General features: G+C 42.4%; 11 protein-coding genes. 3 read left to right on the top strand and 8 right to left on the bottom strand.

Going from position 1 to position 13,740, the window contains the following annotated elements; all coding sequences use genetic code 11:
- Positions 1-131: 131 nt before the first annotated feature.
- Positions 132-2,168, top strand: coding sequence for a methionine--tRNA ligase (gene metG, locus MHM98_RS09260; RefSeq protein WP_239439702.1), 2,037 nt, complete (start codon positions 132-134; stop codon positions 2,166-2,168).
- A gap of 63 nt (positions 2,169-2,231) precedes the next feature.
- Here metG and MHM98_RS09255 read toward each other — a convergent pair whose 3' ends face one another.
- From MHM98_RS09255 to MHM98_RS09240, 4 genes are all read right to left on the bottom strand, one after another.
- Positions 2,232-2,744 carry a hypothetical protein gene (locus tag MHM98_RS09255; protein ID WP_239438990.1) on the bottom strand — a complete coding sequence of 171 codons (513 nt, stop codon included), beginning with the start codon at positions 2,742-2,744 and terminating at the stop codon, positions 2,232-2,234.
- A 115-nt stretch (positions 2,745-2,859) separates the two neighbouring features.
- Positions 2,860-4,974, bottom strand: a complete 2,115-nt coding sequence (locus MHM98_RS09250) for a methyl-accepting chemotaxis protein (protein ID WP_239438989.1) — start codon at positions 4,972-4,974, stop codon at positions 2,860-2,862.
- A 222-nt stretch (positions 4,975-5,196) separates the two neighbouring features.
- A complete protein-coding gene (locus tag MHM98_RS09245; protein ID WP_239438988.1) occupies positions 5,197-5,712 on the bottom strand; it encodes a retropepsin-like aspartic protease in 516 nt (171 codons plus the stop codon).
- A 16-nt stretch (positions 5,713-5,728) separates the two neighbouring features.
- Positions 5,729-6,361, bottom strand: a complete 633-nt coding sequence (locus MHM98_RS09240) for a single-stranded DNA-binding protein (RefSeq protein ID WP_239438987.1) — start codon at positions 6,359-6,361, stop codon at positions 5,729-5,731.
- 128 nt (positions 6,362-6,489) lie between these two features.
- On the opposite strand from MHM98_RS09240, the gene MHM98_RS09235 reads away from it, so the two are divergent.
- On the top strand, positions 6,490-7,761 hold the full coding sequence (locus MHM98_RS09235; protein WP_239438986.1) for a DUF945 family protein: 1,272 nt from the start codon (positions 6,490-6,492) through the stop codon (positions 7,759-7,761).
- Positions 7,762-7,835: 74 nt separating this feature from the next.
- Here the strand turns inward: MHM98_RS09235 and pyrC are convergent, their stop codons facing one another.
- A complete protein-coding gene (pyrC, locus tag MHM98_RS09230; RefSeq protein WP_239438985.1) occupies positions 7,836-8,867 on the bottom strand; it encodes a dihydroorotase in 1,032 nt (343 codons plus the stop codon).
- A gap of 190 nt (positions 8,868-9,057) precedes the next feature.
- Here pyrC and MHM98_RS09225 point away from each other — a divergent pair, with 190 nt between their 5' ends.
- Positions 9,058-9,387, top strand: a complete 330-nt coding sequence (locus MHM98_RS09225) for a DUF440 family protein (protein ID WP_239438984.1) — start codon at positions 9,058-9,060, stop codon at positions 9,385-9,387.
- Between the two features lie 76 nt (positions 9,388-9,463).
- Here MHM98_RS09225 and MHM98_RS09220 read toward each other — a convergent pair whose 3' ends face one another.
- The 3 genes from MHM98_RS09220 to MHM98_RS09210 form a co-directional block, all read right to left on the bottom strand.
- A complete protein-coding gene (locus tag MHM98_RS09220; RefSeq protein WP_239438983.1) occupies positions 9,464-10,186 on the bottom strand; it encodes a YebC/PmpR family DNA-binding transcriptional regulator in 723 nt (240 codons plus the stop codon).
- Positions 10,187-10,298: 112 nt separating this feature from the next.
- Positions 10,299-13,307, bottom strand: coding sequence for an immune inhibitor A domain-containing protein (locus tag MHM98_RS09215; RefSeq protein ID WP_275441492.1), 3,009 nt, complete (start codon positions 13,305-13,307; stop codon positions 10,299-10,301).
- Positions 13,295-13,618, bottom strand: coding sequence for a hypothetical protein (locus MHM98_RS09210; RefSeq protein WP_239438982.1), 324 nt, complete (start codon positions 13,616-13,618; stop codon positions 13,295-13,297). Before MHM98_RS09210 ends, MHM98_RS09215 begins: the two co-directional genes overlap by 13 nt.
- Between the last annotated feature and the right edge of the window lie 122 nt (positions 13,619-13,740).

The following is a 13,740-nucleotide window of genomic DNA, read 5'->3' as shown; positions in this document are numbered from 1 at the left end:
GCGCCATTTCCACGTCTTAGCACGATGTTGTACAAAGAAACGGCAAGATTATCTTCATTTAGTAATCTAGCTCACAAATTAAGGTTCTTTTACTCATCTGCACGAGCCGTTATTCATTTATAAAAGGCGAAATATCCGTGACTGCAAAACGACAAATTCTAGTGACAAGTGCACTTCCTTACGCAAATGGCCCTATTCATCTAGGCCACATGCTTGAGTATATCCAAACCGACATCTGGGTCCGTTTCCAAAAACTACGTGGCCATGAGTGTCATTACGTGTGTGCAGACGATGCCCACGGCACACCAATTATGCTTAAAGCGCAGCAGTTAGGTATTAGTCCTGAAGAAATGATCGCTAAAACCAATATTGAGCATCAAGCTGACTTTAGCGATTTCGGTGTTGCCTTCGACAACTTCCACTCCACACACAGTGACGAAAACCGTCATTACGCCGAGACGATTTACAACGCGTTAAACGACAACGGTTACATTTCAACAAAGACTATCGAGCAGTTATTCGATCCAGAGAAAGAGATGTTCTTGCCAGATCGTTTCGTTAAAGGCGATTGCCCAACCTGTGGCAGCGAAGATCAAAACGGTGACAACTGTGATAGCTGTGGTGCAACGTACAGCCCAACAGATCTTAAAAACCCACGCTCTGTGGTTTCTGGCGCAACGCCTGTGCTGCGTGAAAGTGAGCATTACTTCTTCGAACTCCCTAAGTTTGAAGCCATGCTTAAAGAGTGGACACGCAGCGGTTCATTGCAAGATGAAATGGCTAACAAACTGGCTGAATGGTTTGAAGATGGCCTACAAAACTGGGATATCAGCCGTGATGCACCATACTTTGGCTTTAATATTCCAGGCACCACCGATAAATACTTCTACGTATGGTTAGATGCCCCTATTGGCTACATCGGTAGTTTCAAGAATCTATGTGACAAAAATCCAAGCATCGATTTTGATGCCTTTTGGAAAAAAGACTCAACGGCTGAGCTATACCACTTCATCGGTAAAGACATTATCTACTTCCACAGCCTATTCTGGCCTGCGATGTTAGAAGGTGCGGGTTTTAGAAAGCCAACGTCTGTTTACGCGCACGGTTTTGTAACGGTAAACGGCGCGAAGATGTCTAAATCGAAAGGTACCTTCATTAAAGCCCGTACCTACTTAGAGCATTTAAACCCTGAGTATTTACGTTATTACTACGGCGCTAAACTAACGAGCCGTATCGATGATTTAGACCTAAATCTTGAAGATTTCGCCCAGCGCGTAAACTCAGACATGATCGGTAAAGTGATTAACATCGCTAGTCGCTGTGCAGGTTTCATCACCAAGAAATTCGACGGTACATTAGCAGCGACAGTATCAGAGCAAGCGTTAATGGACGAGTTCATCGCTGCACAAGATGATATCGCTCAGTGTTTCGAGCAACGTGATTTTGCTAAAGCCGTTCGTCAAATCATGGCGCTAGCCGATAAAGCGAACCAATACATTGCCGATAAAGAACCGTGGCAACTAGTGAAAGACGAAAGCAAGCTAGACGATGTTCAAAACATCTGTAGTGTCGGCATTAACTTATTTAAAGTATTAATCACTTACTTAAAACCTATTGTGCCTGCGCTCGCCGAGCAAGTTGAAGCCTTCTTAAACGTTGAACTGACGTGGGATAGTATTAACACACCGCTAACGGATCACAAGATCAACAAGTTTAAAGCAATGATGCAGCGCGTTGATATGAAACACGTGGAAGCCATGGTTGAAGATTCAAAAGAAAATCTTGAGCCAGCAAAACCAGCGCTAGATCCTAACTCGCCACTAGCGAAAGATCCTATCGCACCAGAAATTAGCTTCGATGATTTTGCTAAAATCGATTTGCGCATCGCTAAGATTGCTAAAGCCGATCATGTGAAAGGCGCAGATAAGTTATTGCGCTTAGAGTTGGATTTAGGCGGCGAATCACGTCAAGTATTCGCAGGCATTAAATCGGCGTATCAGCCAGAAGATATCGAAGGAAAGCTCACGGTGATGGTAGCCAACCTTGCGCCGCGTAAGATGCGCTTTGGTATGTCGGAAGGTATGGTATTAGCAGCAGGTCCAGGCGGCGAAGAGCTGTGGATCTTAAACCCAGATGACGGGGCTCAACCGGGTATGCGTGTTAAGTAACACGACAACGTGATAACTAAAAACGGCGCTTAATGCGCCGTTTTTTTTAAGTCTAATGTTAGATTACTTAGCAAAGACCATTCCTTGGCTTATTTGCTGAATTGATTGGCCCAATTCATCTTTCCCTGAATCACAGTCTGTTTTGTCAATTTGATTAGTAATCGTCGTAAACAAGTAACTACGTTTACCAATAGCGCTTGCAATGAACAACTCACACTGCTGATTGTTACCGGTTAATAAAAAGCTAATACTCTTAACACCATTGGTTGTTAGCTTTTCCGCTCCTAAACGATACGGTTTAAAAGTATGAGTCGGAAACATACGTTCTCGTAACTGCTGTGCAAAAGCCTCTAACAGTGGATAAGCATTCTTAGTGTCGGTATGGACGAAACTAACTGCAAATATCTTTCGATTACTCAGCGTATATTGAATATTGGTTCCGTCGATGTATACATCTTTTAAATGATCAGTGACTCGAAATGAAAGTCCAGCTCTGTCAAATTCACTCGCAACAGCTCCACTAAGCAACGATAGGCAACCAATTAATAGTCCGACAACATACTTTTTTAACTTCATGTTATTCAAAAGAAATATCCTACTTTTACTAAAATCTATTGCAGCATATGCTTAGACAAAAAAAAGAGCAAGCCTAAGCTTGCTCTTTTCTCATGGCGATTAAGTCGTGCGCCTGTTAAGTCTTAAGCTTACCTAATTGACTTTCTTGCGCCTTAACTAGCTCAGCTAAGTTGACACTACTTGCGTAAGCTTCATCGGCAAAACTTGCTAACTCAGCGGCTGATGTTGAGATAACGGTGATATTTTTGTTCACTTCTTCCGTTACCGCACTTTGCTCTTCTGCAGCTGTTGCAATATGGCTTACCTTGCCAGAGACTTCATCAATTTGCTCAACCATTTGATTTAGCGAATCTAGTGCATCGTTAGTCTTAGTTACCGCAACCTGCGCTTGTTCGGTGCCCTTCTCAATAACGGATGAGGCGTTAGTCACTTCAACGTGAAGTGATTCAATAAGCTTACTAATATTATCTGTCGACTCTTGGGTTTTTGATGCAAGTGAGCGAACTTCATCGGCTACTACTGCAAAACCACGACCTTGCTCACCAGCACGTGCTGCTTCAATAGCCGCATTTAACGCTAATAGATTCGTTTGATCAGCAATGGCACGAATAACTTCAACAATAGAGCTAATGTTATCGCTGCTTTGCGATACTTTAGTTACGGCATCGCGTGCTTGTAATGACTCTTGCGACATCGTAGTTACGTACTGCATCGCAGTCGTTAAGTTAGTACGGCTCGCTTTAACGTTTTCACTCATGGCATCGGCTTCGTGCGCGGTGTCTTCAGAGGCGCGGGCAACTTCAAGCGCGGTAGAGCTCATTTCGTTCATGGCAGTTACTACGTTTTCAATCTCGATGTATTGACCGTTAACACTGTCGCGAATACTTTGCGAGATACGCGCCGTTTCTTCACTTTCTTTTTGAGATTTTTGCGTTAATTCTTTGAGCTCATCAATTAAATCTTTTAGCTTACCTAAAAAGCGATTAAACCACCCAGCAAGACCAATTAACTCGGCGTGAGACTCGACGCTCATGCTCTTAGTTAAATCGCCCTCTTCACTGGCTAGATTTTCCATGCGATCTTTAAACATGTTAATCGGCGATACGATACTCTGGGTTAAGAACCAGATAGCAACAATCGCGATAGCAGCCGTTAATAACCCGATAACGATTTGTAATTGGTTAAGTGATTGTGCATTGTCATTAAGCGTGTTTTCCAACGCAAAAATACTTGCGAAGGCATCTTTCTTATCCACTTCGATAATAATCGACCAAGTACTGTTAGAAACGGGAATATTAATGGCTCTAGCAACGCTGATTGCGTCATCGGTTTCAATAAAGCCACTGCCTTGATGTAAACGACCTAATTGCTCTGCACGGTCGCGACCAACCGCTTCGTAAAACGGACGTGCCATCTTGCGATAATGACTTGAGGCAACAATAAAACCTTTTTCACTTAGTAGCGTTACCTTGGCATTACCGTTGTAAAGCTGCTTTGATAACTCTTCAATAAAACGTTGGAAAATAGGTAAGTTAAGATCTGCACCAACCAATCCTTTGAATTGACCATCTTTCATCACAGGTACTGTTAATGAAGTCATTAACTCTTGATTACCCGGCGAAATCTCATAGAGATATGGTTCCATTAGACAAGGTTTGCGGTTTTCTTTCGCACACAAAAACCATTCCGCATTGCGAATACCGAACTCATTTAACGTCGTGTCGTACTTATCGTTGGCATCGGTGATTTCGCTTTGAATAATGCTGCCGCTGTTTTCACGCACGAAATAGACTTCAAAAGAACCAGCGCCTTTAACACTATGATTGTTGCCACTTAGGTGCTCGCTATCAAAGGCATCGAAACCATTGGCTTCGAACTGAGCGTAAAATGATGAGATTTGTTTGTTGTGAGTTAGCGTATCCTTAACCGCTTTGCGCGCTAATTCACGATTTAACGCATCAGGCCCAGTATCTTGTAACATAGCCACAAAAGAATATGGCACGCGGTAGGCTTCGTTGATAAAAGCGGCAATACGCTCGCCATATTGGCCTGCTTGTGACGATAACTTAACCTGAATTTCCTTATTCAATGCAGCTTTCACTTCCTTAGTGACTGTTTGATTACTGTTATCTTGCGCGATCCAAACACTGATCGACAACAAGGATACTGTAAAAATAAATAGGCTAATGGACATCCACAATAGCTTGGCGCTGATTGAATATCTTCTCATATAGTTCCTCAAAAGTTATCGCATTAACAAAGGGTTAACATAATATTGCAGTATTTATAAGTATAAACGATGCTGATAATTCGAGCAGATAAAGTGATAAAAATTTGTGCGCTATGGCAAAGAAATTTGGGTTAGGAAACTAAAAGTCTAATTTAGCTCACTTTTTTGATTTTTTATCTATTATCCCATTGCTATCTTACAACTAAATGGTTAGATAAGCGATTAGGGCTTTAAATAAATGGTGTTGGATGCCACATCAATTATAGCTTGATGCTTAGACAAGATATCTTGACCGATGACGCCCTCAATGGGTTGCTTGCTATAGCCATTTAATGCTTTAACTACATGGCTTAAATTCATACCAAAGATAAATGGATGCTTTATATCTAATTGCTTTATTTTTAAAGACTCAACAGAATATGTTTGGGCGTCAACACTACCGCCAACGCCAGTTGCATTTGAGTAATCAACTTTTGCGGTGGGAAATAATCGAAATTTTGGAATAGCGTCGCGATGGACTACAGTAACGCTAGCACCGCTATCGAGCACAAAATAAGCTTTACGGCCATTAATAGTGACATCAATCACCGCATGTTTAGTTGCCAATTGTTGATAGCAGAGCTTGTTGTAACCTTTGGTTTTCAAAAATCGATCAAGGTCACTTTGCGATTTGTGACAGGTTGCGACAGCATTCATCGACACAAGTGCTAAACTCAAACCTAAAATTCTCAACCTCATCGCAAACTCCTAGCTGTTAACTCAATACGCAAGTATGCCCTTCGACCCAATATTGATGGCTAAAAGAGTCACCGACTTTTTTAGACTGTCCACTTAGCACGCCTTCAACCAATGCCATAGTTGGGGCGTTATCTTGACTAAGTTGATTAGCGATATACTTAGCAGTTGCCCCTTTAAGCTTCACTTCAGTGTGAATGGTTTTGTCATCGATATTTGATACATCGAGTTCCAATGTCAGCAAATCGACACCGTTTATCGTCTGTACGAGCTCAGAGCGTTTTACTACGGTGCCCACCAGATGAGCCTGATTCCAATTGATGGCCGTCGATTTTGGCATCAATTTAACTTGCTGTGCCTGCAACGTATCTTTACTTTGCGCTGATTGACTTTGTAATTGCCTAATTTGCGCTCTAACGTAAATCCCTTGCCCTGCCTGCGCGTTTGCCACCGCGTCTTCAGCATCTTGTCCTAACAGCGTCACACTGAAATAGTTACTGTGCTCTTGCCATGTGCCCTGACTATCGCGCCACTTGCGTTTGGTGATAACTTCAAGCGGTAGCATGGCAGTACCATCAGCAAAGTAACGAATTTGATTGTGCTTACTGACAATGTTGCCAAGTAGTACGATGTGATTGTCGTGTAGATTCACTCGACGCTCCAGTGATGAAAATTAGGTCAATTATAATATAAAAATCAGTTTCTTAGAAAATAAAATTGTTAACAGGAGCAAAACCGCCTATCCTTATGGCGCAAACAATTTAACCCATAGGAAATCAAATGACCAAAAATGGAATTATCGGCCTTTCAGCAGGAGCTATTATTGTTCTTGGCGGTCTTACCCTTTACACGAATTCAGCTTTTTCGAGCCAAATTTCTCAAGCGATCGAAAATAATGAACATCCACAGTTTAAGTTGTCAGTTGAATCACAGGAAAGTGGTCTATTTGGCGGCTCAGCACAGTACAAACTGGTATTAAACCGCGATGCATTAGCTCAAGCAGGCGCTCCAAACCAGGACGACGTTGAGTTCTACTTCAATCATGAGTACGCCAGTTATCCTCTTCTGGTCGATAGTCAATTCACTATTGATTTTACCAAAGGCGCGCCAAAAGAATTGATGGAGCTTTTTACTGTTGATTCAATCGATCACATCGCGACGTTAAGTACTAACCTTTTGAGCCAATCAAACTCTCTCAACGTCACATTCCAACCAGCGACATTAGAAGACAAATCAGGCAGTGTCGTGAAAACCGGTAAAATGACCAGTAATATTGACGGTAATCTTGAATTTAGTGAAGGTACTTACAACTTCGATTTTTCAGAAATAACTGGAGAGCTGACTAGCGGCGGCAATATGTTAATGACTGCCTTTACTGGCAATGGTGATTTTGCCTCTGAACAGGGGTTCGTATACACCAAGCAATCGACAACGTCATTAAAGGAACTTAGTTTTAAAAACGAAGCCGTTTTAGAACAATGGGCGCTAAAAAATCTTACTTTCCTCACGTCCACCACGCCATTTGACGGTGATGTTGTATCTGGCGATAGCAAAGTGTCGTTTGATTCGGTAATTGTTAAAAATGCAATGGCTGACTACACAATTACCGACACTGTGTTAGATATCGCTATTAAAGACATTGATAAGAACGGCGTCATCGCTGTGAACGAAGCTTCTCGTTCGGGTGCAGAAATCCATGAATTAATTGCGGCAACTAAGGACATTCTAGCGCGTGGGTTTAAAGGCGACATAAAGAGCCTAACAACTACCGTGAATGGCGTAAAAGTTGATTCTAAAGGTGCCTTTGACGTTCCAGCATATGCTGGCGAAATGAATCAACAAATGATCATGATGCATATGATGCACAAATTCAGCCTCGACTACAACGCGAACCTATCAAACAACTACGCGAGTGTATTTCCACAATACGCGCCAATGATTGATGGTATGGCGGCGCAAGGTTTTGCAACAAAAGATGACGAAGGCAATGTGAGCACTGTCATCAAGATCAAAGATATGGCAATCACCGCAAACGATAAACGCATTCGCTAATCGGTTTTGCTATCGCAAACATAAAGGGCGCTCATCGAGCGCCCTTTTCTTTTGTCTGGCAAATTGTATTTTCTTTAATTTACGGTCCAGCCAATAGTTTCTCCGGCTTTTAGCGGCACAACAATGTCATTGCCTAAAGGTAAAGTGTCTGGCACTGTCCACGCTTGCTTAGTCAACGTAATAGTATCAGTGTTGCGCGGTAAACCGTAAAAATCAGGGCCATGGTGTGACGCAAAACCTTCTAATTTGTCTAACGCGTTTTCTTTTTCAAACACTTCTGCGTATAACTCAATGGCAGCGAATGCCGTGTATGCGCCAGCACAGCCACAAGCCGCTTCTTTGTTGTCTTTAATATGTGGCGCAGAATCGGTGCCTAAGAAAAACTTTGGACTGCCACTAATCGCAGCCTCGATAAGCGCTTGCTGATGGGTATTGCGTTTTAGAATTGGCAAGCAGTAGTAATGTGGCTTAATACCGCCAACCAACATGTGATTACGGTTATACAACAAGTGATGTGCAGTAATAGTCGCACCAACATTGGCTTGCGCTTCCATCACAAAGTCAACTGCCTGTTTAGTGGTGATGTGCTCCATCACTATTTTAAGTGATGGGAAGTCTGCCACAACATTTTTTAGGATCTTGCTAATGAATACGGCTTCGCGATCAAAGATATCAATCTCGTTATCTGTAACTTCACCGTGAACCAGCAATGGCATGCCCAAGTCGCTCATCATTGCTAATACTGGATAAATGTTCTTAACGTCTGTCACACCAGAAGAAGAGTTGGTAGTAGCACCTGCTGGGTATAATTTAGCGGCATATACTTTGCCACTTTCAAAAGCTTTCTTTATTTCTTCTGCACTAATGTTGTCGGTTAAGTACATAACCATTAGAGGGTCGAACTGACTAGTCGCAGGACGATTAGCCAAAATGCGCTCACGGTATGACAACGCTTGTACCGCTGTAGTTACTGGCGGTACAAGGTTTGGCATAATAATGGCGCGCCCCATATATTTAGCGCTGTCTGGCACTGTCGTTGCCAGAGCTTCTTCATCGCGTAAGTGTAAATGCCAATCATCTGGGCGGGTGATGGTAATTGTCGTCATAAAGAAGCTCACTTTTAGTAGTTATAAAATTGGCGCATAGTTTAGTGACTCCCCTTACCTGTGTAAAGTCGACATTAAATAAACAATCAATCGCCAATGACAAACTAACACGCGCACTAGCAAGTAATTTAGTTTACAATTGCTGCCATTAAAGACCAAACTGGTCCCTGTATTAGAATGAAGGATTCCCATGGCGAACACACAAGCATTAGATAGCGACTTACTTATCGGCTTTGCGCTGGATTTATTTGAAGAGCACGCTGCTGACAACCTCGATGAGCCAGATCTAAATTACTATATCGATGAATGTGAAACCTCAGCGGCAGTCGAATTGGTGAGTGCTTTTAATGACTGGCAAGAAGTGTCAGGTTTAAGCCAAGATGAGCTGGATAGCGACTATATTGAAGTGCGCATCGGCTTAATGGAAGATGATGAATTTGATTTAGTCTATGCACGCGTACTATTGAAAGCCAATCAAAAGGACGTTAATGAGTTTAGTCATATCAAATGGAAGCGTTAATTGACGTATTAAAGCTCACGCAATAAAAAAAGCCGACGATAAAACGTCGGCTTTTTCGTATCTTTTTTTCGAGCGATTATGCAGGCAGAATTGCATTGTGATAAACAGACTGAACGTCATCACAATCATCAAGCATCGTTTGGAACTTCTCAAAATCCGCTAAATCATCTGCGCCAATTTCTGTTTCAGTCTGTGCAACGAAAGTAATTTCTTCTACTTCAAATTCTAATGAAGAGTCCATATCGCTTAGCGCATTTTTTACTTTAAAGAATTCAGTGTGAGGTGCAAAAACTGTAATCTTGCCATCTTCGTTCTCGATGTCTGTCACATCAACGTCTGCTTCTAATAGCGCTTCGTATGCCGCATCTTCGTCATCGCCTTCGTAACGGAAAATCGCTAGGTGATCAAACATGTGAGCAACGGTACCTGTGCTACCGATTTTCGCATTTGATTTTACGAAACAGTTACGTACTTCAGTGTAGGTACGTTTGTTATTATCTGTTAAACAATCAACGATAACCATACAACCGCCAGGACCAAAACCTTCGTAACGGGCATGTTCATAGTTTTCGCCACCAGCACCGGTTGCTTTTTCGATAGCTCGGTCGATTACGTGCGTAGGAACTTGATCCTTCTTCGCCTTATCGATAAGACGCTTTAATGAAATATTAGAGTCTGGATCTGCGCCGCCGTTTTTCGCTGCAACGTAAATCTCTTTACCATAACGCGAATAAACGCGAACTTTTGCACCTTGGGTTTTGGCCATAGATGCTTTTCTGTTTTCAAAACTGCGACCCATTTTTGTTCTCTTTATTTATTCCAAAAAAATATGCTCCGATTCTAACAGACAATCGGAGCAAGATGCTAGCAACGACATTACAGCCGTTGCTTTAATAAACAACTATTTGCTGTTAGGTAATTTTACGTCGTTGGCTGATGCGGCGTAAACTTAATAGAGATATCAACGCAAGTAGATAGCCCCCTAACGAACCACCTGAAGATTCACTTGACGAAGTACTCGAGCTAGAAGCTGGTGATACAACGATCTGTTTCGTTGTTTTGTCCGTCGTACCACTCGCATCAGTCGCTGTAAGTTCCACTGTATAGGTACCCGCATTTGCGTACACATGATTCGGCGTAGTGGCGTTCGATGTTTGTCCATCACCAAAATTCCAACTAACGGTGGTATCGCCATAAGCACCACTGAGTTGACTTGTAAATGTAACCACCTGATTAGCTGCGGTATGAGTAAACTGCACAGATAAAGCGCTTTTTATGGCGACATTGAAGGTTTTAGTTACCGATTGGTCAATCGCATCCGTCACAGTCACCTCAACCTGATAACTGCCAATTTCTGTGTACTTGTGTTTAGCGTTGGCTAATGCAGATGTATTGCCATCGCCAAAATCCCACGCATAGACTAACGGTGGCACGCCGCCAACCGCGTCGCTAGTGAAAGTAACATCAAAAATTTCCGTTGTATCCACGCTATAATTAGCCTCCATAGTAAGCTCAGCACCAATGGTCACAGTCTTTTTGGTCGAGAATTGTGCACCCGAGGTATCTTCAATTGTCAGTGATACTTCGTATTGCCCCCCTGCTTCATAAGTATGGCTAGGGTTCAATTCATTTGAGGTATTTCCATCGCCAAATGCCCACATTGTTTTACTCACCGAATAACTAGAGGTGGTGTTATGGTTAAAGTTAACGGTTAAGCCTTCTCGGTTAGCCGTAATTTCTGATGTCAATTCAATCGGCGTTCTACTCAGATTAATGGTCGCGTTTTTGCTCTGGGGATCTTGCTGCGTAACAGCAAACTCGATACCCCATTGCGGTAGTTTTACGCCATTTTGTGGCTGTGCAGGCGCAGAGTAATCGTCGCTGTCTTTAAACTCCTTGTATGCTGAAAGGTGACTATCACCAGAAAGCGCGCTCTGAGGAAACAGGCTAAATGCCGCATCGCGAATTTGACGCTGAGTGGCACCGAAACTAAGACGATTTTGATCGGCATCGACAACGCCAATGAAGCCCTCCCCTGGATGCTCGCTTGAATTGTTGTCAGAAAATGCATCATTGCGGAACCACAGCAATACACCAGGATCGTAGTTTTCCTCAGCCAATCCTTTATCAAGTTTTTCCGCGGAACGCACTTGTACATAGTAGTACGCTGGCGCAGCATCCTTAAACTCCGTGATGCGTTTGAAGGCTTTAAAACCGTCTTGGCTATGTGCAGTAAAGCCTTGCTCAAAGTCGTTAATGGTTACGCTATTATTAGGCGTAATTACACGCACATCATCAACCGCTATCCCGAAGCCACCAACGGCTGGATCAGTAACATATTCAATAGTAAATGTAACACTTTGCCCAGCCCAATTTCCGATATCGAACACTAATTCAGTCCATGGCGCGTCATTTAACTTCCCTGTCAATAGGTGTGACTTGTTCGGAATGTTTGCCGCTGTTTCGACGGTATTATCGTTAGATAGCGCAGTTCCATTAATTAAAAATCGTGCATAATCGTAACCTTCTTCGATATCCCAACGAGCCCATAAAGCAATCTGTGCTGCGCTATTACTAGGGACGTCAATTGCAAACTCTTGGATAAAGTGAGATTGATTTTCGTGCTCAGCCAACAGTTGATATTCCCCTTGTTTCGGCGCGCCAAACAGCTCTTTACGAGCAGGTAACTCAATACGAGTCTGATTATAAGATGCATTGTGATCACTGGCCTGAGTCAGCATTACATCAATCCCAGCATTGGTTAGATCATCGGCTTGCAATTCCTGCTGGTTAATCCAGTTACCGCCGAATTTTTGTTGCAAAATATCACGGGCGTATGGACTAAAAGACGTTGGCTCTGTCCCTCTTAGCTCACCTAACCAACTGCCACCTGACATAATTGACCAATACCCAACTGGTGAACCAATTAGTGTTGACTTCAAATCATATTCGTCATCTAGCCCTAAATCATGACCAAATTCATGGGCAATAACACCGGACCCCGAATCGATAGGCACTATGGTGTAATTTTTAACTTTTACGTTGCTGCCGGCGATTGTTGCCAATGAATCAGGCACTGAAAAACGATGCGACCAAATGGCATTAGTACCAAGCACACCACCGCCGGCTTCTTCGCCAACACTTGAATGAACAATTAACACGTGGTCGATATAACCGTCTGACTCATTGGTATTCCCATCGTTGTCCAGATCTTGAGGGTCTTTTAAATCATAATCAGATAAATTCACGTCACCGCTAGCAACCGCCGCTTCTATCGCTTCTACTACTAAACGCTCAGCGTTTTGATCATTGCCAGCATCGCCATTACCACCGTAAAAAGACGCAGAGTTTTTCGCGCGGTACCAACCAAATGCTTGGCCATTAAAATTAAATGTATTACCTGATTCTAGTGAATAATACTGCTTCACCGACATCAAATTCTGACTGTCAGGCCCCGCAAAGCCATCGCTTGAAAATAAAAGATCGCGATAGTGGGCCAAAGAATAGTCACTATAAAATAGATCTGTATCGTTACTCGACAGCCCATTGCTTTGATAAGTTAAGTTAGGAAAATCGATTAATACGGCGAGTACGTTCACATCGGTAGTCTTTTGACTATTATCCGCCAATACATACTGCTGAAAAGCTTTTGAGCTGACTTTTGTAACCGGATAATTCTTTTGCATTTTCACCGAACGTTTGTCGGTATTGCGATAACGGCTAATAAAGGCGCTAACCTTTTCAGAGATTTGCTTTTGATTGTCGTCGGCACCTATTTCTCCGCGTTTTTTAAGCCAATATTCAATTTTGGCTCTATCGATCAAGGCTTCATCGACAACAGAGTGTTTTTTCATTGCCCCGTAACTAAGCATAGGCAGCATGGCCAAACTAACAGCCAATGATTGTACTATTTTTTGCATGATTTTCTCCCCTGCTGTTTACGCTGCAGATACGCGTCGAGCTGGACTCTTTGTGACTCGTAAGAAGCCTTGCCATCAATCTCGCCGGCATTGATAAGCATTTTTAATAGTTTGTCATAATCCTTAATGGGCGGAGACAGATAACAAGGTCCTGTTGTTGATGGTTTTGATTTGTCATCGTTTAACACACTAGATTCTTGGACCTTGTTAGTTTGCTTTGAATCACTAACTGTCTGAGTAGATTGTTGATGTGATGACACACATGCAGTATTGAGAATTGAAGCTAATATTAGAACCGAATATTTTTTCATTATTACCATTTCTTAAATCAGGCGTTTGCATTAATACTATAGTTGTTTCTTGTTCTTTTACAGAAATAACCCTTAACAAATTAACGATTTATTTACACAAACAGATTGTATACAATGTACAA

The organism is Psychrobium sp. MM17-31 (assembly GCF_022347785.1).
GTDB lineage: Bacteria > Pseudomonadota > Gammaproteobacteria > Enterobacterales > Psychrobiaceae > Psychrobium.
The sequence above is the reverse complement of the archived record's forward strand: the minus strand, read 5'-3'. Positions and strand labels throughout refer to the sequence as shown.